The following is a 24194-nucleotide window of genomic DNA, read 5'->3' on the forward strand; positions in this document are numbered from 1 at the left end:
GTCGTCGGGCGCTTCGCCGACCTGGAGGCGGCGTTCAACGCCTGGATCGGGGCGATCAACTACGCCGCCCGGCGCCGGCCACCACCTCGGCAGCTTCTGGACCGCTCCCTCGGACCCGCGCCTGCACGTGCTGCGGCATCGCGGTGACTGCCGTTGCCCCTCCACGCGGACACGGGTACAGGTGGTTGGCCCACTCGCGTAGGAGGAGCCGCCGCATGAACCCGGACTTGTTGCGCAACTACTTCGCCAAGCACCACGTCGAACGGCGGCAGGTGCTGCTGATGGCGGGCGCCGCCGGCGTCGGGGCCCTGGTCGGCTCGACGCCGGCGAGCGCCGCCGCACCCGGCGGCACCTCGCTCGACGACACCCTGTTCGACTACGCCGACCCGGCGAACCTGTCCGACTGGGCACCCAGCCGCTACGGGCCGGACGACCAGCGCGGCTCGTTCAACGAGGTGACCCCGGCCAAGACGGCGTCGGCGCTGGCGTTGCTGCGCCGCCACCGCGACGTGAAGACCTACAACCTGGGCGAGCTGATGTGGAACGGCTTCCCGGCCGTGAGGATGGAACCCCGGCGCACCTACCAGCAGCGGCTCACCGTCTGGGGCTACCGGCCACCGCCCGGTTTCCAGGCCGCGGGCGGCATCCTGATCGGCGCCGAGCCCTTGGGCGTCAACCGCGCCAGCGTGCACGAGGAGAGGTTCGAAGCGGAGCTGTCCCCGGCACACCCGAGACCGCTCGCGACGACGTACCAGATCGGCAGCCAGCTCGACAACCTCAACCACGTCGGCGCGGCCGAGTACTTCTACAACGGGTTCCGCGGACCCGACATCGCCCACGCCCACGGCACCACGAGGCTGGGCGGCGAGCACGTGGGGCCGATCGTCACGCGTGGCGTGCTGCTCGACGTCCTGGGCGTGAAGCTCGCCCGCGGCCGCACGGAGGACCTGGCCGAGCCCGCGGCCAACGGCAAGCCGCTGCTGCGCGAGGACTACCGCATCACGGTCGAGGACATCGAGGACGCCCTGGCGCTCGGCGGCGTCCGCGGCATCGAACCGGGCGACGTGGTGCTCTTCCACACCGGCTGGAACCAGCTGCTGGCCCGCCGCGACGCCGCCGACATCGCGCGGTGGGAGGGTGCGAAGGGGATGCCCGGGATCTACCTGCGCGAAGCACGGTGGCTCGCGCGGTTCCGACCGGCCGTCGTCGGAGGCGACACGTGGGCGCTGGAGGTGTTCGGCAACCCGGTCAACGACGACGGCGGGGTGACCCCGGTGCACCAGGAACTGCTGATGCGCCACGGCATCCGGATCGGCGAGTCCTACGTCGTCTCGGAACTGGCCGCCGACCGGGTGCACGAGTTCGTGTTCGTCGTGACGCCGCAGTACGCGGAGGGCGCGACGGCCGGGAACACCCCACCGGCCGCGCTGGGGCAGCCTCGCCGCCGGTGACCCGCGGGCCGTCACCGCGGGCCGCGCTGGGCGGGTTGACCGGCGTCGACCGCGCGGAGTCCGCCCTGGGCGCGTCACCCGCCGGTGACGCGCCCAGGCGCTCGGCTACTTCAACGTCACCGGCAGGGACTCGTGGCCGTTGGAGATGAACGACTGGCCGGGCTTCAGCTCGTCCGGCGCCACCGCCAGTCGCATCCGCGGGAACCGGGCGAACAGTGCGGGAAGGGCGATCTCCGCCTCCATCCTGGCCAACGGGGAACCCAGGCAGTAGTGCACGCCGTGGCCGAACGCCAGGTGGGACTTGTCGGCCCTGGTGATGTCGAGCCGGTCGGCTGTCTCGCCGTGCACGGCCTTGTCCCGGCCCGCCGCCGCGTAGGCCGCCAGGATCGCCTCGCCCTTGCCGATGACCACACCGCCACCGATCTCGATGTCCTCCACGGCGTAGCGCAGCGGCAGGTTCGCGATCGGGGCCTGCCAGCGCAGGGTCTCCTCGATCACGTCCGCCCACCCGCTCGTCCCCGCCCGGACCGCGGCCAGCTGCTCGGGGTGCGTCAGCAGCGCCGTGATCGCCTGGTCCAGCAGGTTCACCGTGGTCTCGTAGCCCGCGGAGATCACCAGGATCAGCGTGTCGACCAGCTCGGCTTCCTCGAGCTTCGAGCCGTCGTCCTCGCGCACCGCGATCAGACCGCTGGCCAGGTCGTCACCGGGGTTGCGCCGCTTCGCCGCGACCAGCTCGCGCATGATCCCGTACAGCCGCACGACGTTCGCCTGGGCCGCCTCGGCGGTGATCGTGGTGTCGAAGACGCCGTCGACCACCTTCCGCAGGTCCGACCGCGCCTCCGCGGACACGCCGAACAGCTGGCAGATGACCTCGATCGGGATCGGGTAGCAGAACCCCTCCCGCAGGTCCACCGGCCCCTCCGCCGCGTCGAGCCCGTCCAGCAGCCGTTCGGTGATCTGCTCGATCCACGGCCGCATCGCCGCCACGCGCCGCGCCGTGAACGCCTTGGACACCAGCGACCGCAGCCGCCGGTGGTCGCCGCCGTACGCGGTGAACATGTTCTGCACCGACACCCACAGGTGCAGCGGCCAGTCCTCGGAGATCGCGCCGCTGGTGTACGCGGGCCAGTGCTGCCGGGGGTCCTTGGAGACCCGAGGGTCGCCCAGCAGCTCGCGTAAGAGTTCCTGGCTGGTCACCGACCACGCAACAACCTGGCCAGGGAGCTCCACCAGGGTCGCCGGTCCACGGGCGGCGATGGCGGCGGACTCGGCGTGGAGGTCACGGCCGCCGGCGTCGAGGACGATGGGGTCGGCTGGGCGTTCCATCGGGTTTCTCCAGGTGACTCGTCGGACGGGACGGGCACGGCTACCGGGGTGAAACGCACGGGGAGCGCGGCGAGCGCGCGGTGGAACGGACCGGGCCGCCAGACCAGCTCGTCGACCCCGACCGCCAGCCGCATGTCGGGCAGGGCGTCGAGGATCTTCTCCATCGCCACCGACGCGATCAGCCGGGCGGGCTGCTGGGCCGGGCAGGCGTGCACGCCCGCGCTCCACGCGAGGTGGGCCCGGTTGCCCGAGCGCTGCTGGCCGGCCAGCGCGGGGTCGTTGTTGGCCGCCGCGAAGCTGATCACCACCGGTTCGGCGGCGGGCAGCCGGACACCGGCGAAATCGGTGTCCTCGACCGGGTAGCTCGCCGAGTAGTTCGCCATCGGCGGGTCGGTCCACAGCACCTCGTCCAGCGCCTCCTCGACCGGCAGGCTGCCGCCGGAGAGGTCGCCCGCGAACCGGTCGTCGGACAGCAGCAGCCGGATGCCGTTGGCGATCAGGTTCTGCTCGGGCTCGGTGCCCGCGCCCATGAGCACGATGAGCTGGTGGATCATCTCCTCGTCGGTCAACCGGGCCGGGTGGGCCATCATCCACGAGGGCATGTCCTGGTCGGGCCGCTGCCGCTTGAGCGCGATCAGCTCCAGCATGCACTGCGTCAGCTCGGCGTCGGCGCGCTCCGGCTCGACCATGTCGAAGATGGCGCGCATGGCGGCGACCAGCCGGTCGCCCAGCTCCGGCGGGCAGCCGTAGAGGTGGTTGAACATCATCAGCGGCAGCAGCTGCGCGTACTCGCCGAGCAGGTCGGCCTCGCCGTTGCCGGCGAACCGGGCGATCAGCCGGTCAGCGGTCCGCTCGACGTGGGCGCGCAACGCGTTCACGTCCACCCGGGCCAGGCTGTCGGTGACCACGGCGCGCAGCCGCGCGTGGTGGGCGCCGTCGGTGAACAGGCAGTTCGGGCGGTACATCATCATCGGCAGTACCGGGCTGTCCGGCGGCATCTTGGCCTGCCACCGCCGCGGGTCGCGCGGGAACGCGCTGGGGTTGCGCAGGACGTCCAGTGCGGCCGAGTAGCCCACCACGAGGCTGGCGGGCACACCGGGCGCCAGTTCGACCGGCGCGACCGGGCCGTGCTCGCGCAGGGCCTGGTACGTCGCGGCCGGGTCGGCGGCGAACTCGGGGCCGTACAAGGGCTTGCGGCCGTGGTGTGCGGGACATGCCTGCCCGGGGGCGGCTTGCGAGGTCACGCGTTCTCCTGGTTGCGGGTGAGCAGGTATTCGACAAGGGTGACGAGCGCCCGCGTGGACGAGGTCACGTCGCGGGCGTCGCACGACATCAGCGGTGTCCCGGGCGGCAGGTCCAGCGCGTCCCGCAGCTCGTCGCGGGGGAAGTCGGGCGCGCCGTCGAAGGTGTTGACCGCCACCGCGTACGGGATGCGCAGCTCTTCCAGCAGGTCCATGACCTCGAAGGACTGCTCCAGCCGGCGGGTGTCGACCAGCACCAGCGCGCCGAGCGCGCCGTAGGCGATGTCCTTCCAGATCTGGGTGAACCGCTGCTGGCCGGGCGCGCCGAACAGGTAGAGCACCAGCTCGTCGCTCAGCGTCAGCCTGCCGAAGTCCAGCGCCACCGTGGTGGTGTTCTTGCCGTCGACCCCGGCGAGGTCGTCGACGAGCGCGCCCGCCTGCGTCATCGTCTCCTCGGTGCGCAGCGGTCTGATTTCCGACAGGGTGCCGACGAAGGTGGTCTTGCCGACCGCGAACGGACCGACGACCAGCAGTTTCACCGCCGTCCGCACGGTGTCGCGCAGGTAGACGCCGTCAGCGGCGAGCCCGTCAGCGGCGAGCGCGTCAGAGGCGAGCACGGAGGCCATCGAGCACGTCCTTCAGCAGCTTCACGTCCGGTCGGGCGGCGTGCGAGACCGCGGCGTGGGTGGCGATGTGCCCGCTGTCGACCAGGTCGGACAGCAGCACCTTGGTCACGCTGATCGGCAGCGAGAGGTGCGCGGCGATCTCGGCCACCGACAGCGCGCCGCCGCGGCACAGCTCCATCAGCCGCTTCTTCTCCGGCGACAGCCCGGAGACCTGCTCGCGGGTGGCGATCACGACCGTGACGGCGTCGAAGGTGTTGCGGCTGGCGTGCGCCCGACCGCCGGTCACCACGTACGGCCGCACCAGCCCGCGCAGGCGCCGGTCGTCGCTCACGCCGGGCTGCCCGCACCCCGCGGCGGGCTCGGTTCGGCCTGCCGCGGCGGGCTGGTGAGTTCCTTGCCCAGCCGCTGGACGAGTTCGTGGATCCGGAAGGACACCGCTTCCATGTCCACCCGGTCGGTCGCCGACACGGCCAGGTACGCGCCCGGCCCGGCGGCGGCGAGGAAGACGTAGCCGCCGACGAACTCGCTGACCGTCTGCTGCCACTCCGCGCTGGTCTGACCGCAGAACTCGGCGGTGGCGCGGGCCAGCGACTGCAGCGCGGACATCGCGGCGGCGTGCCGTTCGGCGTCGTCGCGGCCGATGCCGGCGGAGTGCGCCATCAGCAACCCGTCGGCGGACAGCAGGACGGCGTGCCGCGTCTCCGGCATCTGCAGGGCGTCGTCGAGCATCCAACCCAACGTGTTCATTTCTGGGTGTTCCCTTCAGCGACAGGCGGCGGGGTGGTGGCCCGGCCCGACACGGTCCCGCGCTTCCAGGCGGCCAGCCCGGTCGCGATCCGCTGGTCGGCCGGTGCGGGGACGGCGGGGACCGACGGCGACGTGCCCTGGTCGGCGGCGGGCTGGGTCCGCCGTCGTCTGGGCAGGCCGCCGGGGGTGCGCCCCAGCACGGTGTCGTCCACGGCCGCGGTCGGCCGCGGCGCCCGCTGCTCGGGCGGCAGCGCGACGGCGTTGTCGGGCATGGTGGGCTTGCCGGCCCGCGTGAGCAGCTCGGTCGGCAAGAAGACCACCGCACGCACACCGCCGTACGGCGAGCGCGTGTCCACGGAGACGCGGAAGCCGTAACGCTGGGCCAGCACGCCGATGACCGCGAAACCGACCTGCGGCGGGTCGCCGAGGCGGTTGATGTCGTTGCCGCCGTCACCGGCGAGCAGCCGAGCCGCGCGGTGCAGCTCCTCGACGGTCATGCCGACACCGCCGTCGTCGATCATCACGACCATGCCGTTGTGCGCTTGCTGGAAGTTGACCTCGACGCTGGTGTTGGGCGGCGAGTGCCGGGCGGCGTTGTCGAGCAGTTCGGCGACGGCCAGCACGACCGGCTCGACCGCGCGGCTGACCACCGCGACGTCGGACTCGGCGGGGAGGTTGATCCGCAGGTAGTCCCGGATCCGGGAGGTGGCGCCGCGCACCACGTCGGTCAGCGGCGACGCCGAGCGCTGCTGCCCCGGCCACGAGCCGCAGAGCACCGCGGTGGCCTGGGCCCGCCGGTTGAGCTGGGAATTCATGTGGTCGATGCGCATCAGTCCGGCCAGCACGTCCGGGTCGTCGTGCCGCTCCTGCATGGCCGAGATGGCGACCTGCTGCTCGTTGGACAGGCTCTGCACCGCGCGCATCATCGACTTGAGCGTGGCGCGGGCCGACTGCTCGCCCCGCTCGGTCGCCTGCCGGACGGAGTCGGCGAACTGCGCGAGCACCCGTTCGTGGCTCTCGGGCGCCTCCGGGCTCTTCGGTCCGGGCACCTCGACGGGCCGGTGGGCCAGCGACTCGGCCAGAGCGGGCAGCCGGGCCTCGACCAGGTGTCGTTCTTCCTCGGCGCGGGCCCGCGCCGAGTTCTCGGCCCGTTCGGCCCGCACGCGTAACGCACGGGTGGTCCGGTGTTGGCGCACGAGCAGGAACACGGCGATCAGCACGACGGCGAGCAGGATCAAGCACGCCATCGCGAGTGTTTGTCGGTCCATCAATTCCTCTGCTGCGGGCGGAGCTGCCGGGTACCAGTTCGCCAGCAGGGTTCTGATCTATCACGGGACTTCATCGGACGCCAAGTGGTTGCCGCGCTCTCCCTCCAATGGAGCAACCACCGTGCGAAAACCAATACCATATGTCCATTGAGGACATTCCGCGCAGCCCCGGGACAGGCGTTTCCGCCGGCCGGGTTTCGCAGGTCAGGCCACATTCACGGCCTGGTGGTGGTGGCGTCGGGTGAATTCACGGATGATCAGGCCGCAGCGCGACGACGTCGTTCCCCCGGCTCGGATTGGACCGGGCGCCGACGACTGCGGCAAATGCCTTCGGTGTGCCCCCGACCTGGTCAGCCCGCGCGTCGGGTGACCGCGGCGCGGGTTTCGCGGCGCAGGCTCTGGATCACCGTCACCAGGCCGAGCGCCGGCAGGGCCAGGTGCACCAGGAGTCCACCGGAGTGGCGCAGGCCGAGCGCCGGCTCGGCCGGGAGCACGACGACCATCGGCACCAGCAGCACCGGGAGGGCCAGGGCGAGGGTGCCACCGAGGATGGTCAGCGTCCGGCCCGCGGGGTGCCGCAGCACCAGCGCCACCGCGCCGGCGAGGCAGCACCCGCCCGCGATGCCGATCAGGATCCTCAGCACGGTGCCGACGGTGTTGGCCCCGGCTCCGTTTGTCGTCGGCCCGGTCAGGACACCTTCCTCGACGCCACCTCCCACACCGCGTCGAGCGGCCCCGGCAGCCGCAGCTTCCAGCCGTGCGGTGCGGCCTGCCAGGTCGGTGCCGGCCGCACACCGGGCATCCGCTCCAACAGCACGTCCAGCGCGGTCCGCGCGGTGGCGGTGACCAGCGGGTGCGCCGGGCAGCCGTGCGGACCGACGCCGAACCCGAGGTGCGTGCGGACGTCGCGGTGCGGGTCGAACCGGTCGGGGTCGGTGAACTCCGCCTCGTCCCGGTTGGCCGAGGCGATGGCGGCCGCGATCACGCTGTCGGCCGGGATGTCCCGCCCGCCCAGCGTCACGGCCCGCGTCGTGCGCCTGCCGAGCACGCCGACCGGGCCGCTCCACCGCAGCGCCTCGTACACCGCCGCGCCGAGCAGCGCCCGGTCGTCGCGGACCGCGGCGAGCTGGTCCGGCGCGGACCACAGGGCCGCCAGCGTCCAGCCCGCCAACCAGCCGGGTTCGATCACGCTCAACCCGATGTGCTTGAGCACCGGCAGCACGTCCGCGTCCGGCCGGGCGCCGTCACCACGCCGGTTCGCGTGCAGCAGGTGGGAGATCACCGACCGGTCCGGGGCGTCCCGCAGCCGCCGGACGAGCGAGGTCACGGCCGCGTCGTCGGCCATCACCCCGGCCGCCTCGGCGTCCACGGCCGGGTCGCGCCCGAAGTTGTTCGCCACCCCGGTGAGCACCCGCCCCCAGCGCCGCATCGCGTCGGCGCCCTCGGGTCCGAGCCCGAGGTGGGTGGCCGTGGCGATCGCCGAGACCGGCTCGAAGTAGTCCGCGGCCAGGTCGGCGCCACCGGCCCCGAACACCTCGTCGGCGACGCGGTGCGCGACCGGCCGGGCGATGGTGTCCACGTAGTCCGTCACCCGGTGCGGGTCGTAGTCGTGCCGGAACGCCTCCCGCACGTCCCGGTGCGACGGCCCTTCCCGGAACAGCAGGGGCGCGCCGCCGCACAGCGCGTGCATCGACGACGCCGGTTGGTCCGTGGTGAACCGCTCGGTGTCGGTCAGCACGGTGCGGACGTCCGCCCAGCGGGTCACCAGCCACTGGCGGGCCTCCGGCACCCAGCTGACCGGCTCCTCCCGCCGCAACCGGGCGTAGGCCGGGTACGGGTCGGTCTCCAGTTCCGCGATCGTGACCACGGCGTCAGTCCGTGAACGTCAAGGCGGTCGGCCGGGGCAGCGGGAACGGGTGGCTGCCCAACCGTTCGGCGTGCTTGGCCAGGCTCTCCAGGAACTTCGCCGCGAGGTCGAGCGTGAAGCCCTGCCGGCACACGACGCGCAGCACGTCCACGTGCTCCAGGTTCGGCGGCAGGCTGTACGCGGGCACGTGCCAGCCGTCGCTCTTGAGCGCCTCCGACAGGTGGTACGCGGTGAAGCCCGCGGCCTCCGGGTCGCGCAGGCGGAACGCCACGACCGGCAGGTCCTCGCCGTCGCCGACGACCTCGAACGGCCCGACGGCCTCGACGCCCTTGGCGACCTGCCGCGCGACCTCCTGGCACCGCTGGGCGATCAGCTGGTAGCCCGCCATCCCGTTGCGCAGGAACTGGTAGTACTGCGCGATCACGCCGGACGCGGGCCGGGAGAAGTTGAGCGTGAACGTCGGGTGGTGCCCGCCGAGCACGTTGCAGTCGAAGACGAGCGACTCGGGCAGGTACTCGGGATCGCGCCACAGGCACCACCCCGACCCCGGGTAGACGAGGCCGAACTTGTGGCCGGAGGCGTTGATCGACACCACCCTGGGCAGCGCGAAGTCCCAGGCGAAGTCGACGTCGAGGAACGGCGCGACGAACCCACCGCTCGCCGCGTCCACGTGCAGCGGCACGTCGACACCCCGGTCTTCCGCCACGGCGTCGAGCGCGGCCGCGATGTCCGCGACCGGGTCGTAGCGCCCGTCCTGGGTGCTGCCGAGCACCGCGACGACACCGATCGTGTTCTCGTCCACCGCCTCGGCGGCGAGCGCCGGGTCGAGGGTCGTGCGGCCCTCTTCGAGCGGCACCGTGCGCGCTTCCACGTCCCAGAAGTTGCAGAACTTCGGCCAGCACACGTGGACGTGGCTGCCGAACACCATGTTGGGCGTGCCCGTGCCGCCCCGTTCCCGCCAGCGGCGCAGCATGGCCAGCCCGGCGAGCATGGCCGCTTCCGAGCTGCCGCTGGTGGAGCAGCCGATGAACCGGCCGTCGTCCTCGTGCCACAGGTCGGCCAGCGCGTTGATGCACTCCTGCTCGATGTCGGAGCTGGCCGGGTACTCCTCGCGGTTCATGAGGTTGATCGCGGCGGTGTCCGCGTAGATCCGCTCCAGCTCCGGTTCGGCGGACGTCGTGCAGAACGTGGCCAGGTTGAGGGCCGCCCGGCCGTCGAGCAGCAGCCGCGAGTGCACGATGCCCGCCGCGACGTCCGCGGGCAGCGGGTTCTCCGGCAGCCTGCCCTTCGGGAGGACGTCCTCGTCGATCCGCTGGGCGAAGACGGGCGCGACCTGCAGATCACGCTCGTCGGTGATCACGCGCTGCAAACTCATGTCGACCTCATTCTGCGAGACTCCGAGGAACCACATGAGGTTTATCGCGGTAGTCGCCACAACGGTTATTCCCTGTTCAGGTGGAGTGTGAATTCACCTGTTCGGGGCGACCGTGTTCTGTGCCCTCCGACAATGTGACACGGAAGAGTGAGAACGGTGAGGTGCGGTAGTGCGACGTGCGCTGGTCACGGCTTCCGCGCGGGCACCGGGGGCGGCAGGACGTCGACCGTTTCGCGCTCCAGGCTCTCGGGCAGCGACGCCCGGTAGATCGGCATCGCGGCGGCGGTCGTCACGATCGCGACCGCCACCAGGATCGCGAACAGCTCGGGGGTCACCAGGCCGTACGCGAGACCGATGTTGATGAAGATCAGGATCATCAGCCCGCGCGCGTTCATCAGCCCGCCGACCGCCGACGCGTACCGCCACGAGAAGCCCTGCGCCCGCACCACCGCCGCACAGCCGAGGTACTTGCCCGCGAAAGCGGCCAGCATGATCACCGCGAGCGGCCACCACAGGGCGCCGCCCGCGCCGAACCCGGACACCTCCGTGTTCAGCCCGCTGAACGCGAAGAACACCGGCAGCAGCAGGATCGAGTTCAGGTCGGTCAACCGGGTCTGCAGCTCCCGGCGCACGACCTGCGACTGCGGCATCGCCAGGCCCGTGATGAACCCGCCGAACACCGAGAACACACCGATGTAGTCGGTGAACCACCCGGCCAGCAGCACGACGAGCAGGAGGAGCGCCATCACGTCCCGGCTCAGCTTGCCCTCCCGCTCCACCCGCGCGCCCAGCTTGGCGAACAGCCCGCGCCCCACCGTGAGCATCAGCACCGCGAACACCGCCGCGCCCGCCACCGTGACCAGCGCGTCGAACGGGCTGCCCGCCGCCGCCACCGCGATGATCACCGCCAGGATCACCCACGCCGCCGCGTCGTCGATCGCCGCCGCGACCAGGGTCAGGCCGCCGATGGGCGTGTTCGCGATACCGCGCTCCTGCAGGATCCGCGCCAGCATGGGGAACGCGGTGATCGACAGCGCGCCGCCGACGAACAGCATGAACTCCCACCGGCTCGTGCCGTCCGGGCTGAGCGAGCCGAAGAACAGCGCCGCCGCGCCCGCGCCCAGCGCGAACGTCGGCACGATGCCCGACACCGCGAGCGCACCCGCGCGCCGCATCCGCTGCCCGCTGGCCAGGCTGTGGTCGAGCGACGACCCGACCAGGAACATGTAGAACGTCAACCCGATCGTGCTCAGCACGTACAGGGTGTCCTTGACGTCGGCCGGGAAGATCTGCGCCTGCACACCGGGCGCCACCGCGCCGAGCAGGGCCGGCCCGAGCAGCACGCCGGCGACCATCTCGCCGACGACCCTGGGCTGCCTGACCAGCATGGCGAGGCGCCCGCACAACGTCGTCGCCGCGAGCACGACCGCCAGCGCGGCGAACACCCGCAACGCGAACTGGATCTGGTTCACTCCGTCATCTCCTGAGGGGAAGGCAGCTGGTGCCGCACCGGACGACCCTGGGTGTCGTGCGTGTCGAAGTACCGCCCGGCCAGGCGCAGGCGGTGGGCGTGCAGGACCATGACCGTGCCGAGCACGAGCTGGACCACGCTGCGCCACACGTCCTCCCACCGGTCCCGCACCCGCAGGAACGCGCCGAGCACGGCCAGGCGGCCCGGCGGCGGCGGCCGGTCCACCCGGACGAGCAGGCACGGTCCCCGGCTCGGCAACGACCGGGTGTGCGTGACCGTGGAGTGCAGGGTGACGCGGCGCAGCACCTCGCGCGTCGCCGCGCGCAGCGCCAGCGGCGACAGCCGCCACGCCGGGCACGGCCGGTTGGCCGCCACGCCGAACGGGATGTGGTGCGCCTCGCGAACCGGGACGTGGTCCCAGCGGTCCGGGTCGAACACCTCCGGCCGCGCGTAGCCGGTGGCGTGGTAGTCGGGGTAGCTGAAGCACAGCACCGACCCGGCGGGCAGCGTGGTCCGCTCGTCCAGCGCGATGTCGGCGGTGGTGATGCGGTGCGCGATGCCGAACAGCGGGTACAGCCGCATGGTCTCGTCCAGCACGTGGCCGAAGTAGCGGTCGTCGCGCGCCAGCCGCGCCGCCACCTCCGGGTGCTGGGCCAGCGCGAGCAGCACGTGCGCCATCGCCTCGGACATCTGCACCACGGCGGTGTTGAAGAACGTGCCCTGCAGGTAGTGCACCTGCTCGGTCGGTGACAGGCTCGCGGGCAACGGCCGCCGCACGTCGCCCGCCGCGACCCGACGGGCCAGGTACCGGGTCAGCCGGGCGCGGCGGGCCGGGTGGCGCAGGCCGGTGCACTTCAACGCCGTCACCACGTCGTCGGCGTGTCCCACGATCAGGTCACGCGCCTCGCGGGGGCACGGCTCGCCGAAGACGAGCTCGTGGAAGTACTCCGCCCACACCGGCATCATCAGGTCCCGCAGCCGCACCAGCGTGACCCGACCGGTGACCCGCTCGTCGAGCACCCGCCCGGCGCAGCGCGCCGCCAACGCCGACAGCTCGTCACCCGGGCCGGCGAGCAGCGCGCGCGTCGTGCGCGCGACGTCGTCGTAACGCGGGCCGGCCTCCAGGTGCTCCTGGTGCACCTCCGGGCCGGGGGAGAGCCAGTACCAGAACAGGTCGGACAGCCCGGCGCCCCGGCTGCGGCCGTTCGCCGCGGGGTGGCCGTAGACCTCCTGGAACCGGTCCGGGCCGACGACGGCGTTCGGGAACGTGATCGCGTGGTCCCCGTTGACCTTCTCGAACACCTTGGCGCGCAGGGCGACCACCCGCGCCGGCAGCCAGCGCGGCGCGGTCAGCACCACCGCGGCGGCGAGCAACCCGGTCAACCACACCGCGCGCACACCCCCGTCCCGCGGGTGACGACCAGGTCCGCGGTGAGGTCGGCGAGGTCACGTCCGCCGCACAGCGCGAGGACGTGGTCGACCTCGTCGCGCAGCACGGCGAGCACCCGGGACACCCCGGCCTCGCCGTCCGCCGCCAAGCCCCACAGCACCGGCCTGCCGACACCGACCGCCGCCGCGCCCAGCGCGAGCGCCACGGCGACGTCACCACCGCCGCGCACACCGCCGTCCAGCAGCACCGGCACCCGTCCGGCGACCGCGTCCACCACCGCGGGCAACGCCTCGACCGCCGCCGGCACGAGGTCGAGCTGGCGGCCACCGTGGTTGGACACCACGACCCCGGCCACCCCGTGCTCCACCGCCAGCACCGCGTCACGCGGGTGGAGCACCCCCTTGAGCCACAACGGCAACGACGTCAGCTCGCGCAGCCGGTCCAAGTCCCGCCACGACACCGACGGCGACATCCCGATGTCCCGGACACCTCCCGGCGGCCCACCCGGCAGATCCCGCATGTTCTCCGCCGCGAGCCCGGCGGGCAGGTCGTGGAAACCGTGCTCGGCGTCGCGGCGGTGGCGGCCGAAGACCGGCGAGTCGGCGGTCACCACCAGCGCCGTGCAGCCCGCCCGTTCCGCCCGCTCCACCAGGCACGCCGTCACGTCCTCGTCGGGTTGCGGGTAGAGCTGGAACCACACCGGCGCCTCGGCGCGCACGGCCCGTGCCGCCGCCACCACGTCGCCGATCGCCACCGTCGAGGCCACGCCGGACACCAGCACCGTGCCCGCCGCCGCCGCGGCCCGTGCCGTTGCCAACTCGCCCTCGGGGTGGGCGAGCCGGTGGAACGCGGTCGGCGCGATCAGCACCGGCAGGTCGAGGTGCCCACCCGGCAGGTCGACCCCGAGGTCGCGGGTCGGGGCACCGCGCAACACCCTCGGACGCAGGGCCAGCCGCCGGAACGCCGCCTCGTTCTCCCCGAGCACGACCTCGTCACCGACACCGCCCGCGTAGTAGTCGTAGTGCACGGGGTCGAGCACCGCGCGGGCCTTCTCGTGCAGCTCGGCAAGGGGCCCGGCGCTCACGGCGACCCCACCGCGGCCGGGTCCAGCCGGGCGCGCAGGAACGCCCGCAGCGGCGCCCGGTGCACGTCCTCGCTGTCCCACTCGTTCTCCAGGTTCTCGGTCAGGTGGTGCTCGCCGAGCAGCACCCCGGCGCGGAAGTGCCGCACCACCGGGTGCAGGTAGCGGCCGTCCAGCCCGCTGGTGTCCTCTTGGGACGTCCGGCCCGCGGTGACGTCGAACGGGTTGACCCGGTCGTGGTCCGCGCCGTACTCCAGCGTCACCGCCAGGTAGGACTCGACGTCGCCGAAGTCGCCCCGGCCGACCGCCTCGTGCAGGTGCGCCAACGGCACCTCCTCGGCGTAGCGGAGGGTGCCGTCCGACCCGACCAGCACCGCGTCCGCCAGGAACGCGAACAGCTGCCACAGCGCGGAGGTGCGGTTCACCCGTTCGACAACCGCGTCGGTCACCGCGTCCCGGGCGACGTCCCGGGTCGGCCACGGCACGCCGTGGTAGCGGTGTTCGAGGATGTGGTGCAGGGCGCGGACGCCGTAGCGGAAACCGTGGATGAACCCGCTCGTCGACTTCTTGAAGTCCCTGGCCTGCGTGATGGTGCCCGCGAAGAACAGGTCGGGCACGTTCACCGACTCCCAGGCGGCGGTCTGGTCCGGGAACCGGTCGTTGATCGTCAACCGGGGACGGCAGGCGGCCGCGAAGATCGACGCGTCGAACCGGAACCCGGTCGCCAGGATCACCCGGTCGTAGCGGATCTCCTTCACCCGTTCCTGCACGCGTTGGAAGCTGACCCGCACCAGGTACGAGTCACCGCCGCGGCGGATGTCGAGCACCCGCCCGTCCAACAGCGCGTTCTGCGACTTGAGCTGGTAGGTGTCGAGGAAGTTGTTGTTCACCGCGCGCAGGTGGCCGACGAAGTGGGTCTGCCACGCCAGCTTCAGCGAGCCGGGCCCGGCGACGTGGATGACCGACGCGGTCTCGACCAGGTTGTCCGCGGTCTCGAACGCCGAGTTGCCGCGCCCGATGATCAGCACCTTCTGCCCGGTGAAGTCGGCCGGGTCCACCGACACGTCGTCGTACCGCTCGGCGTGCTCCACGCCGTCGATCGGCGGCACGTACGGCCGGGACACCCCGGTGGCGACGATGAGCCGCCGTGCCCGGTAGGTGCGGCCGTGCTGGTCGTGCACGACGAAGTGCTCGTCCGGGCGGTCGATCGACACCACCGACGTGCCGTAGCGGATCGGCAGGTCGTGCTTCGCGGCGAAGTCGGCCAGGTAGCGGACCAGGTCGTCGGCGTGCGGGAAGTAGCGCGGCGTGTAGCCGGTGAACAGCAGCGACGGGTCGTCGGACAGCAGCGAGTTCCAGTCGGTGCGCAGGTTCAGCTCGGGGTCGTCCCACCCCGTGTTCGGCTTGTTGATGGAGATCATGGTGCGGTGCCGGGGGAACCGGGTGAAGAACGTGCCGGGCGCGTCACCGGCCTCCAGCACCAGGTGGTCCCGCCCGGCGCGGGTGAGCAGGTAGGACGCCTGGAGCCCCGCCGGGCCGGCGCCGATCACGAGACAGTCCGTCGAAACCTCGGTGGACACGACTTTCTCCTCACGTCTGGGTGGGGGACAGCAGGCGCTTGTCCGGTTTGCCGCTGGGTGCGAGCGGCGGTTCGGCGATCGCGGTCACCCGCACCGGCGCGCACGCGGCACCCAGCCGGGCGGTCACCAGCGCGCGCAGCGCGTCGAGGGCGGGCGCCCGGTCACCGGTGGGCACCACGAACGCGTGCACCGCCTCGCCGGTGTCCTCGTCCGGCACGGCGACCACGTACGCCTCGGCGACGTCCGGGTGCTCGGCGATGACCCGCTCGATGGGGCCCGCGTAGTGCAGGTTCGCGTTGACGATCACGACGTCCCTGACCCGGCCGGTCAGGCGCAGGAGACCGTCGGGGTCGACGTGGCCCAGGTCGCGGGTGCGCACCCAGCCGCCCGCGAACACCTCGGCCGACCGCACCGCGTCGCTCCAGTACGCGTCGGCCTGGGCCGGGGTGCGGACGAACAGCTCGCCGTCGACACCCGGCGGCACCGGCGTGCCGTCCGCGGCACGGATCTCGACCCGCACCGCCGCCGGTGGTCGGCCCACCGTGCCGGGCGGGTCGGCCGGGGTCGCCATCGCGATCATGCCCGTCTCGGTCTGGCCGTAGCCGTGGAACAGGACCGGTCCGAGCACGTCCAGCGCCTCGCGGTGCCGGGCGGCGGTCAGCGGTGACCCGGACACCATCAGGGCGCGCAACGTCGACAGGTCGGCCGGGGCGCGGCGCTGGGTGGCGACGAGCTGCACCAGCCGGGGCACGGTGATCACGCTCGCCGAGGCGCGGTGGCGGGTGATCGCGTCGGGGAACCCGGGCCGGTCGGCGACGACCGCGGTGCCACCGGCGGTGATCGCCACCACCGCGTACTCGGACATCACCTGGCTCGACAGCGACCCGAACACCAGGAAGCGGTCCAGCCGGGAGGCCAGGTCGCGGATCGCGGGCGGCCAGGCGTCCGGTCGCGCGGCCCAATCGTCCGTCATCGCGGCGTAGGTCTGGGCGCATGCCTTGGGCACGCCCGTGCTGCCGCTGGTGTGGATGAGCCGGGCGACGTCACCGAGCCTGCCGTCGCACCGGGGCGGGCCGTCGGCCCGGGTCTTGCGCAACTCGTCGACGGTGAGCGTGCGCGGGGTGGAATCGGTCCGGGGCACGGCGGAGTCGCTGACGACCGCGGCGACGTCCAGGCTCAGGAGGTGGCGCACCTGCTCGTCGGGCAGCCCCGGCCGCACGCCCAGCACCCGCGCACCCACCGTGTGCGCGGCCAGGATCGTGGCGAACGCCTCGGGGTTCACGCCGAGCAGGAGCGCGACACCGTCGCCCGGACCCAGTCCTTCCCGGCGCAGGCCGGTCGAGATCCGGGCGACCAGGTCGAGCAGTTCCGCGCCGGTCACCACGCGCGTGCCGTGTTCGAACACCGGCCGGTCCGCGGCGGCGTCGAGCACGTCGAGCACCGCGCGCGGGAACGGCTCGGCGTCACGCGCCGGCAAGGCATTCCTTCACGAACACGGCCAGCGGCTGCTGGTGCACCGCGGGCAGGTCCCAGTGGTTCTCCAGGTTCTCCGCCAGGTGGTGGGTCGCGGCGAGCGCGCCGTCGCGGTAGTAGCGCACCACCGGGTGCAGGTAGCTCGCGTCGTGCGCGTTGGCCGCGTCGTTCTCCGCCACGCGCGGGACCGAGATGTCGAACGGGTCCGCGGCGTCGTGGTCAGGCCCGTACTCCAGGGTCGCGACGAACCGGTGCTCGGCCGGGCCGAGGCCGCCGTCGGCGACGTACGCCACCGGCACTTCCTCCTCGTAGCGGGCGGTGCCGCCGGACACCGTCACCACGTCGCCCATCACCGCGAACTGCTGCCACAGCGCGGACGACCGGTTCACCCTGGCCACCAGCGCGTCACCGATCGCCTCCGGTGACGCGGCCAGTTCGGTCGAGGGCCACGGCGTGCCGTGGTGGCGTGCGGCGAGGATGCGGTGCAGGGCCCGGACGCCGTAGCGGAACCCGTGGATGAACCCGCTGGTGGACTTCTTGAAGTCGCGCTGCTGGGTGAGCGTGCCCGCGAAGTACAGGCCGGGCACGGTGGTCGACTCGTAGGCGGACGTCTGCTCGGGGAACCGGTCGTCGATCACCAGCGCCGGACGGCACGTGTCGTCGAAGACCGAGGCGTCGAACCGGAACCCCGTGCACGCGACGATCCGGTCGTACTCCAGTTCCCGCAACGACTCCGCCGTGCGCGCGTACCGGAACAGGACGCGGAACCCGCCGCCGGGCCGCGGCTCGATCAGCTCCACCGTGCCGTCGAGGACCGCGTTCTCGGACTTGAGCTGGTAGGTGTCGAGGAAGTTGTTGTTCACCGCGCGCAGGTGGCCGACGTAGTGCGTCCGCCACGCCAGCCGCACCGGGTGCGGCCCGGCCACGTGGATGACCGCCGCGTGCTCCACCAGCGAGTCCGCGGTCTCGAAGCCGGAGTTGCCCTTGCCGATCACCAGCACCCGCCGGCCGGTGAACGACTCGGGGTCGGTGTCGAACGCGTCGTACCGCTCGGCGTGCTCGATGCCCGGGATCGGCGGCACGTGGAGTCGCGAAACCCCTGTCGCGACGACGACCCGTGCGGCCCGCCACGTCCGTCCACCGCCGTCGAGCACGGTGAAACCGCCGTCGTCGCGGGAGATCCGGGTGACCTCGGTGTCGTAGTGGACCCGGGCGCCGGTGGCCGCGGCGAAGTCGGCCAGGTAGCGGACCAGGTCGCCCGCGGCCGGGAAGTACCGGCCGCTGTAGCGGGTGAACAGCAGCTTCGGATCGTCGGACAGCAACGAGTTCCAGTCCATCCGCAGCCGCTGCTCCGGGTCGGCGTACCCGGAGTAAACCTTGTTGATCGAGATGAGCGTCCGGTGCCGCGGGTAGCGGGTGAAGAAGGTACCCGGGCCGGAGCCGCGTTCCAGGACGGCGTAATCGCGACCGTCACGTTCCAGCAGGGCGGCGAGCTGCAGCCCGGCCGGTCCCGCACCGATGATCAGGTAGTCGTGCGCCATGAGCCAGGAAGCTACGCAGCCGATCTCAGAACTCTCTGAGATCGGCTGCCTACCGTCGGTGCGGTGACCACCACCGTGACCGACGCCCCCGTGGACCTCGGTGCACCGCTGACCGGCTACCACCTCATCCGTGCGGCGGCACCGCTGTCGGTGCTCGTCAACCCTCTGGTGCGGGACCGGGTCGAGCGGGGGCGCGAGTACCTGCGCACCGTGCTCGCCGACGACGAGCGCCCCGTCTACGGGGCCAAGACCGGGTTCGGCGCCCTCATCGGCTTCGCGGGCCGCGAGGACGAGGCGGACCAGTGCGACAACACCCTCGCACACCTCGGCGCCGGGCAAGGGCCCGACCTGCCCGCCGACATCGCCCGCGCCGCGCTGCTCGTGCGCGCGTGGTCGTTGGCCCAAGGGGTGTCGGGGGTGTCCGCGCACGTCGTGGACGGGCTCGCGGCGATGTTCGCGACCACGTTCGTGCCGGCGATCCCGCGCTACGGCTCGGTCGGCGCGAGCGGCGACCTCATCCCGCTCGCCTACGCGACCCAGGCGCTGCGCGGCCGCGGCCACGCCTACGTGGACGGGGAGCGGATGCCCGCCGACGAGGCCCTGCGCCAGGCCGGGCTGACCCCGCTCACCCTCGACGGCCGGGACGCGCTGGCACTCGTCAACGGCACGTCCGTGACGACGGCCGCCACCGCGTTGGCGTTGGACAGCGTGCGTGCTTCGCACCGCGCCGTGCAGGACCTCACGTGCCTGCTCGTGGACGTGCTGGGCGCCGACCCGGCGTTCCTCGACCCGCGCCTGGTCTCCGCGTACGGCCACCCCGGCGCGATCACCGTCGCCGACCGGATGCGGGCCGCGCTCGTCGGCACGGTCCCGAGCGGCGGGCGTGCCCTCCAGGAGCCCTACAGCCTCCGGTGCTCGCCGCAGCTGCTCGGTGCGGCGGAGGACGCGTTGCGTTATGTCGAGGGTGTGGTCGCGGCCGATCTGGGCGGTGTCAGCGACAACCCGCTGTTCTTCCCGGAAGACGACCTCGTCGCGCACGGCGGCAACTTCTTCGGCCAACCGGCCGCGTTCGCCGCCGACGTGCTGGCCATGGTCACCGCGTCGCTGGGCAACCTCGCCGAACGGCAGCTCGACCTGCTGGTGGACCCGGCCCGCAACACCGGCCTGCCGCCGATGCTGGCCGCCGGCCCCGGGCGGCAGCACGGGCTGCAGGGCGTGCAGCTGGCCACGACCGCGTTCGTCGCCGAGATCCGCCGTGCCGCCGTACCCGCCAGTACCCAGAGCCTGCCGACCAACCTGCACAACCAGGACGTCGTGCCGTTCGGCACCCAGGCGGCGCTGCGCTCCTACGACCTCGCCGAACTGCTCCGGCTGCTGTGCGGCTCGCTGGCACTGGGCCTGCGGCAGGCCGTCCACGTCGGTGGCCGGCGGCCGACCGCGCCCCGGTGCGCCGCGCTGCTGGACGTGCTGGCCGACGCGATCGCACCGGTCGACCCCGACCGCCCGCTCGACGCCGACGTCCGCCTGGCCGCGGACCTGGTCACCGCGGCCCGGTACTGATCTCCCGGACTTCGGCGGCGGTGGTGGTGGCGGCGGGCGGTAGGCGCAGGGTGAACCGGGCGCCCTGGCCGGGGTGGCCGACCGCCTCCACCGTGCCGCCGTGGCTCGTCACGATCTCCCGCAACAGGGCCAGGCCGAGGCCGAACCGCCGCTCCGGCCCGCCCGGTCCGCGGTGGAACCGGTCGAACAGCCGGTCCGCCTCCACCGGGTCGAAACCCTCGCCGGTGTCCGCGACGGTGAGCTCGACCCGCCCGTCGCGCACCCCGAGCAGCACGTCGATCCGGCCGCCCTCCGGGGTGTGGCGCACCGCGTTGGCCAGCAACTCGTCCACCGCGCGCCGCAACGCGGTCTCGACGCCGTGCACGACCACCGGACCGTCCGGGCGGGACACGGTCAGCGTGATGAGCCGTTCGGTCGCCCGGTCCTGTTCCGTCGCCACCGCGGCCTCCGCCACCGCGGCCAGGTCCACCGGCCGCCCGGTCAGGCCCTCGGGCTGCCGGCTCAGCCGTGCCGACAGCAACAGGTCGTCCACCACGTCCCCGAGACCGCGGATCGTGGTGGCGAGCTTGTCCAGGCCGTCGCGGTGGTCGTCGGGCAGGTCCGCGGTCTTGGCCCGGCGGGCGAGCAGCTGCGCCCGCGTGTACGCCCGCGCGATCGGCGTCCGCAGCTCGTGGCTCGCGTCGGTGACGAACCGGCGCTGCCTGGCCAGCGCCTCCGCCAGCGGCGCGACCGTGCCGCGACCCACGCACAGGCCCAGCAGCGCCGCCGCGAGCAGGCCGCCGACCTCCGCGATCCCCAACGCCAGCAACAGGTGCCGCCGGTCGGCGAGCTGGTAGCGGGTGTCGAACACCGCCTGCACCGTGCGGTCGCCCGGTCCGCGCCGGGTCAGCACCAGGTACTCGGTGCCGTTGCGTTCGAGGGCGCGCTCGAGGGTCTCGCCGGACGCGTCCACCGCGTCCAGGTCCTCGAACAACGGGAACCCGGGAGGCACCTTCAGCACGCCGTCGTCCAGCACACCGTTCTCCAGGATGAACAGCCACGTGCAGCCCGGCGGGGTCGACGGCGCGCCGAACCGGGCGTTGTACCGCAGCTCGCGCGTCACCTGCTCATCCTGGGCGTGCACCATCACGGCGTAGGCGATACCGCCGACGAACGCGACCAGGACCGTGATTCCCAGCGCGACCAGCACGCTGATCCGCAGGCGCGCCCGTCGGATGACCGCACGTTCCGCCTCGACCCACGAACGACTCACAACGCCCCCAGACTCACAACGCCCCCAACCGGTAACCGAGCCCTTGCACGGTGTGCACCACCGAACGGTCGATCTTGGTGCGCAGGTAGTACACGTAAGTGTCCACAATGGAGGTTGCCGAGGCGTCCGGGAACACCACCCGCCGCAACGACGCGCGCGTGTGCACGGTCTCCGGGTAGGTGGCGAGCACGCGCAGCAGCGTGAACTCCCGGGTGGTGAGCGGCACCCGTCCACCGTCGGGCAGCACCACCTCCCGCTGTCCGACGTCGAGGTGCCCGGCGCCGATCCGCAGCACGTCGGCCAGTTCCAGCGCACGACGGCACAACGCCCGCAGCCGCGCGCTCAGTTCGTCCAGGTCGAACGGCTTCACCAGGTAGTCGTCCGCGCCCGCGTCGAGGCCGTCGATCCGGTCGTGCACCGTGCCCTGCGCGGTGAGGATCAACGCCCGTGCCCGCACCGCCTTGGCCCGCAGCCGCACCAGCAGGTCCAGCCCGTCGAGCACGGGCAGGCCGCGGTCGATGACCACGACGTCGTACGGGCGGGTGAGGCCGAGGTGCAGCCCGCGTTGGCCGTCCAGCGCGACGTCCACGGTGTACCCCTCGTCGCGCAGCGCGGCACCGAGCAACTCCACGAGCTCGCGGTCGTCCTCCACCAGCAGCAGCCGGAAGCAGTTGGCCGGCCAGGATCTGGAGTTGCCCTGCACGCCACCAGAATCCCACTTCGGGGTGTTCGGTCAACGTGATGAAAGGGCAGACCATCGGAGTTCCGCCACCCGCGTCCCAGATGGTGCGTTCCGCGTCATTTGCTACGACTCGATACCTAGAAGTACTATGCCTTGCACATCTAGGGTAGGCGCGTGGGGGAGGTCTCGTTGAAGGTCACCAAGGACCTCGTGGCCGCTTCGGCGACCCCGATGGTGCTGGGCATCCTGGCCGAGGAGGACAGCTACGGCTACGCCATCCTCCGGCGGATCAACGAGCTGTCCGGCGGCGAGCTGGACTGGACCGAAGGGCTGCTCTACCCGTTGCTGCACCGGCTGGAGCGCCTCGGGCACGTGGAGTCCAGCTGGCAGTCGGTCGCGGGGGAGCGGCGGCGCAAGTACTACCGGATCACCCGTGGCGGGCTGGCCGAGCTGGCCGAGCAGCGCCGCCAGTGGGCCACGGTGGTCGACGCGCTCAAGGAGATCTGGCCGCGCACCGACTTCACCACGTTCCCGCGGGGAGGCTTCGCATGACCGACGACCGGGGCGAGCTGGAGGCGCAGTTCGCCCAGTGGCGCCACTACGTGCGGCGCCGCCGGGAGCTGCGGCAGACCGACGTGGACGAGCTGGAGGACCACCTGCGCGGTTCGGTCGACGACCTCGTCGCCGCCGGCCTGCACGCCGACGAGGCGTTCCTGGTCGCCGTCAAGCGCATGGGCAGCCTGGACGAGCTGTCCCGCGAGTTCGCCCGGGAGCACTCGGAACGGCTGTGGAAGCAGCTGGTGCTGACCGGTGGGTCCGACGGGCAGGCGCCGGGTGGTCGGTCGCGGCGCGACCTGCTCGTCATGGTGGGCTGCGCGGTCGGTGCGGCGGCCTCGGTCAAGGCGCCGGAGCTGTTCGGCCTGACCCTGGAGGACGACGCCGCGTTCTACGGGCCCAACGTCGGCCTGTTCGCGTTGCCGTGGCTGGCCGCTTTCCTGGCCTGGCGGCGCCGTGCCGCGCCGGTGGTGGTGGGTGTGCTGGTGGCGTTGTTCGCGCTCGGCGCCGTGGCGGCGAATGCATACCCGCTCGCGGAGGACTCGCAGTCGGTGGTGCTGACGAGCATCCACCTGCCGATCGCGCTGTGGTTCGTGGTCGGCCTGGCCTACGTTTCGGACGACCTGCGCTCGTCGCGGCGGCGGATGGACTTCGTCCGGTTCACCGGCGAGTGGTTCATCTACTACGTGCTCATCGCGCTCGGCGGTGGGGTGCTGATCGCGTTCGTGTTCGGCACGTTCGAGGCCATCGGGATCTCTCCGGAGACCGTGATCGCGCAGTGGGTGATGCCGTGCGGCGCGGCGGCGGCCGTGGTGGTGGCGGGGTGGTTGGTCGAGGCCAAGCAGAGCGTGGTGGAGAACATCGCGCCGGTGTTGACGCGGCTGTTCACGCCGCTGTTCACCGCGGTGCTGCTGGCGTTCCTGGTCACCCTGGGGGTCACGAGTTCGGGGATCGACGTGGAGCGGGAAGCGCTGATCCTGTTCGACCTGCTGCTCGTGGTGGTGCTGGCCTTGTTGCTCTACTCGGCTTCGGCGCGTGACCCGCTCGCGCCGGCCGGGGTGTTCGACAAGTTGCAACTCGCGCTCGTGGTCAGCGCGCTGCTGATCGACGTGCTGGTGCTGCTGGAGATCACCGGCCGGATCACGGAGTACGGGACGACGCCGAACAAGGCGGCGGCGCTGGGCGAGAACGTGATCCTGCTGGCGAACCTGGCGTGGTCGGCGTGGCTGATGACCGGCCTGATCCGGCGCCGGGTGCCGTTCGCGGGGTTGGAACGCTGGCAGACCGCGTACCTGCCGGTGTACGCGGTGTGGGCTTGGGTCGTGGTCCTGGTGTTCCCGCCGCTGTTCGGCTACCTGTGACCGGACCGGTTCGGACTGGTTCGTGGGTGAGGGCTTGAAAGACAAAGATCAAAAGCGTCCTCGCCGGACGGGCAGATCAGCAGGATGACATCCCCCGGTTCCGGCTTCCTCTTGTTCCGTCGGGAACTGCTGTTGGGTTGGTGGTCCCGGGGTACGTGTCATCCCACCGACCTCCCTCCGGGCTACCACACGCGTCAAGAGGGCCCCGAAGTCGGAGTGTCAGGCAGCGCTTGCACGAGGCCCTCTTGACCCGTGCGGTAGGGCTACGCCAGGTCGGCGGGATGACACGAACCCCTCCCAATGAAAAGCGAGAGCATCCCGGCCGCACCCGCCCCGGGCCCGTTCGT

At 72.3% G+C, this 24194-nt stretch carries 21 protein-coding genes; 4 read left to right on the plus strand and 17 right to left on the minus strand.

Annotated elements, in window-relative coordinates:
* Positions 1–215: 215 nt before the first annotated feature.
* The gene (locus tag A6A25_RS37400) at positions 216–1451 is read left to right on the plus strand and encodes a cyclase family protein (RefSeq protein WP_073898531.1); all 1236 of its coding nucleotides are present in this window, start codon (positions 216–218) and stop codon (positions 1449–1451) included.
* Between the two features lie 105 nt (positions 1452–1556).
* Here A6A25_RS37400 and A6A25_RS37405 read toward each other — a convergent pair whose 3' ends face one another.
* The 15 genes from A6A25_RS37405 to A6A25_RS37475 all read right to left on the minus strand — a co-directional run bounded on the left by A6A25_RS37405 (position 1557) and on the right by A6A25_RS37475 (position 18437).
* Complete coding sequence (locus tag A6A25_RS37405) at positions 1557–2648, minus strand: cytochrome P450 family protein (protein WP_241829123.1); 1092 nt, start codon at positions 2646–2648, stop codon at positions 1557–1559.
* Positions 2645–4021 (minus strand): cytochrome P450, encoded by a 1377-nt coding sequence (locus tag A6A25_RS46085; RefSeq protein WP_241829124.1) that lies wholly within the window; start codon positions 4019–4021, stop codon positions 2645–2647. Before A6A25_RS46085 ends, A6A25_RS37405 begins: the two co-directional genes overlap by 4 nt.
* Complete coding sequence (locus tag A6A25_RS37415; protein ID WP_073898537.1) at positions 4018–4644, minus strand: GTP-binding protein; 627 nt, start codon at positions 4642–4644, stop codon at positions 4018–4020. Before A6A25_RS37415 ends, A6A25_RS46085 begins: the two co-directional genes overlap by 4 nt.
* Positions 4622–4975 carry a DUF742 domain-containing protein gene (locus A6A25_RS37420; RefSeq protein WP_073898540.1) on the minus strand — a complete coding sequence of 118 codons (354 nt, stop codon included), beginning with the start codon at positions 4973–4975 and terminating at the stop codon, positions 4622–4624. The genes A6A25_RS37415 and A6A25_RS37420 overlap by 23 nt, the downstream gene beginning before the upstream one ends.
* Positions 4972–5391, minus strand: coding sequence for a roadblock/LC7 domain-containing protein (locus tag A6A25_RS37425; protein ID WP_073898542.1), 420 nt, complete (start codon positions 5389–5391; stop codon positions 4972–4974). Before A6A25_RS37425 ends, A6A25_RS37420 begins: the two co-directional genes overlap by 4 nt.
* Positions 5388–6659: an ATP-binding protein gene (locus A6A25_RS37430; RefSeq protein WP_073898546.1), complete on the minus strand. Its 1272-nt coding sequence runs from the start codon at positions 6657–6659 to the stop codon at positions 5388–5390. The genes A6A25_RS37425 and A6A25_RS37430 overlap by 4 nt, the downstream gene beginning before the upstream one ends.
* 350 nt (positions 6660–7009) lie before the next feature.
* Entirely contained in the window at positions 7010–7303 is a 294-nt protein-coding gene (locus A6A25_RS37435; RefSeq protein ID WP_143193674.1) for a hypothetical protein, read from the minus strand.
* 44 nt (positions 7304–7347) lie between these two features.
* The gene (locus tag A6A25_RS37440; RefSeq protein ID WP_073898551.1) at positions 7348–8526 is read right to left on the minus strand and encodes a cytochrome P450; all 1179 of its coding nucleotides are present in this window, start codon (positions 8524–8526) and stop codon (positions 7348–7350) included.
* 4 nt (positions 8527–8530) lie between these two features.
* Entirely contained in the window at positions 8531–9901 is a 1371-nt protein-coding gene (locus A6A25_RS37445) for a glutamate decarboxylase (RefSeq protein WP_073898554.1), read from the minus strand.
* A gap of 185 nt (positions 9902–10086) precedes the next feature.
* Positions 10087–11373 (minus strand): cation:proton antiporter, encoded by a 1287-nt coding sequence (locus tag A6A25_RS37450; RefSeq protein WP_073898557.1) that lies wholly within the window; start codon positions 11371–11373, stop codon positions 10087–10089.
* Entirely contained in the window at positions 11370–12770 is a 1401-nt protein-coding gene (locus tag A6A25_RS37455; RefSeq protein ID WP_083668977.1) for a cytochrome P450, read from the minus strand. Before A6A25_RS37455 ends, A6A25_RS37450 begins: the two co-directional genes overlap by 4 nt.
* Entirely contained in the window at positions 12752–13846 is a 1095-nt protein-coding gene (locus tag A6A25_RS37460) for an alpha-hydroxy acid oxidase (RefSeq protein ID WP_073898560.1), read from the minus strand. Before A6A25_RS37460 ends, A6A25_RS37455 begins: the two co-directional genes overlap by 19 nt.
* A complete protein-coding gene (locus A6A25_RS37465; protein ID WP_073898563.1) occupies positions 13843–15423 on the minus strand; it encodes an NAD(P)-binding domain-containing protein in 1581 nt (526 codons plus the stop codon). The genes A6A25_RS37460 and A6A25_RS37465 overlap by 4 nt, the downstream gene beginning before the upstream one ends.
* Positions 15424–15433: 10 nt before the next feature.
* Entirely contained in the window at positions 15434–16900 is a 1467-nt protein-coding gene (locus A6A25_RS37470) for a class I adenylate-forming enzyme family protein (protein WP_073898565.1), read from the minus strand.
* Positions 16887–18437, minus strand: a complete 1551-nt coding sequence (locus A6A25_RS37475; RefSeq protein WP_073898568.1) for an FAD-dependent oxidoreductase — start codon at positions 18435–18437, stop codon at positions 16887–16889. The genes A6A25_RS37470 and A6A25_RS37475 overlap by 14 nt, the downstream gene beginning before the upstream one ends.
* 63 nt (positions 18438–18500) lie before the next feature.
* Between A6A25_RS37475 and A6A25_RS37480 the strand changes: the two genes are divergently transcribed.
* On the plus strand, positions 18501–19997 hold the full coding sequence (locus tag A6A25_RS37480; protein ID WP_198932996.1) for an aromatic amino acid ammonia-lyase: 1497 nt from the start codon (positions 18501–18503) through the stop codon (positions 19995–19997).
* On the opposite strand, the gene A6A25_RS37485 is transcribed toward A6A25_RS37480, so the two are convergent.
* Together A6A25_RS37485 and A6A25_RS37490 are read right to left on the minus strand one after the other, a co-directional pair.
* Entirely contained in the window at positions 19978–21249 is a 1272-nt protein-coding gene (locus A6A25_RS37485) for a sensor histidine kinase (RefSeq protein ID WP_073898571.1), read from the minus strand. The genes A6A25_RS37480 and A6A25_RS37485 overlap by 20 nt on opposite strands.
* A gap of 13 nt (positions 21250–21262) precedes the next feature.
* Positions 21263–21910 carry a response regulator transcription factor gene (locus A6A25_RS37490; RefSeq protein ID WP_073898874.1) on the minus strand — a complete coding sequence of 216 codons (648 nt, stop codon included), beginning with the start codon at positions 21908–21910 and terminating at the stop codon, positions 21263–21265.
* Positions 21911–22105: 195 nt separating this feature from the next.
* Between A6A25_RS37490 and A6A25_RS37495 the strand changes: the two genes are divergently transcribed.
* Both A6A25_RS37495 and A6A25_RS37500 read left to right on the plus strand, forming a co-directional pair.
* Positions 22106–22483, plus strand: a complete 378-nt coding sequence (locus A6A25_RS37495; RefSeq protein ID WP_241829125.1) for a PadR family transcriptional regulator — start codon at positions 22106–22108, stop codon at positions 22481–22483.
* Positions 22480–23847, plus strand: a complete 1368-nt coding sequence (locus A6A25_RS37500) for a permease prefix domain 1-containing protein (protein ID WP_073898574.1) — start codon at positions 22480–22482, stop codon at positions 23845–23847. Before A6A25_RS37495 ends, A6A25_RS37500 begins: the two co-directional genes overlap by 4 nt.
* Positions 23848–24194 lie beyond the last annotated feature (347 nt).

It is taken from the genome of Saccharothrix sp. CB00851 (assembly GCF_001905065.1).
Taxonomy (GTDB): domain Bacteria; phylum Actinomycetota; class Actinomycetes; order Mycobacteriales; family Pseudonocardiaceae; genus Actinosynnema.

Bases quoted from the DNA above. Each gene is read 5' to 3' on its own strand.
- A6A25_RS37425 (WP_073898542.1), bottom strand. From the start codon at position 5,391: ATGAACACGTTGGGTTGGATGCTCGACGACGCCCTGCAGATGCCGGAG.
- A6A25_RS37475 (WP_073898568.1), bottom strand. From the start codon at position 18,437: ATGGCGCACGACTACCTGATCATCGGTGCGGGACCGGCCGGGCTGCAG.
- A6A25_RS37445 (WP_073898554.1), bottom strand. From the start codon at position 9,901: ATGAGTTTGCAGCGCGTGATCACCGACGAGCGTGATCTGCAGGTCGCG.
- A6A25_RS37430 (WP_073898546.1), bottom strand. From the start codon at position 6,659: ATGGACCGACAAACACTCGCGATGGCGTGCTTGATCCTGCTCGCCGTC.
- A6A25_RS37500 (WP_073898574.1), top strand. From the start codon at position 22,480: ATGACCGACGACCGGGGCGAGCTGGAGGCGCAGTTCGCCCAGTGGCGC.
- A6A25_RS37415 (WP_073898537.1), bottom strand. From the start codon at position 4,644: ATGGCCTCCGTGCTCGCCTCTGACGCGCTCGCCGCTGACGGGCTCGCC.
- A6A25_RS37400 (WP_073898531.1), top strand. From the start codon at position 216: ATGAACCCGGACTTGTTGCGCAACTACTTCGCCAAGCACCACGTCGAA.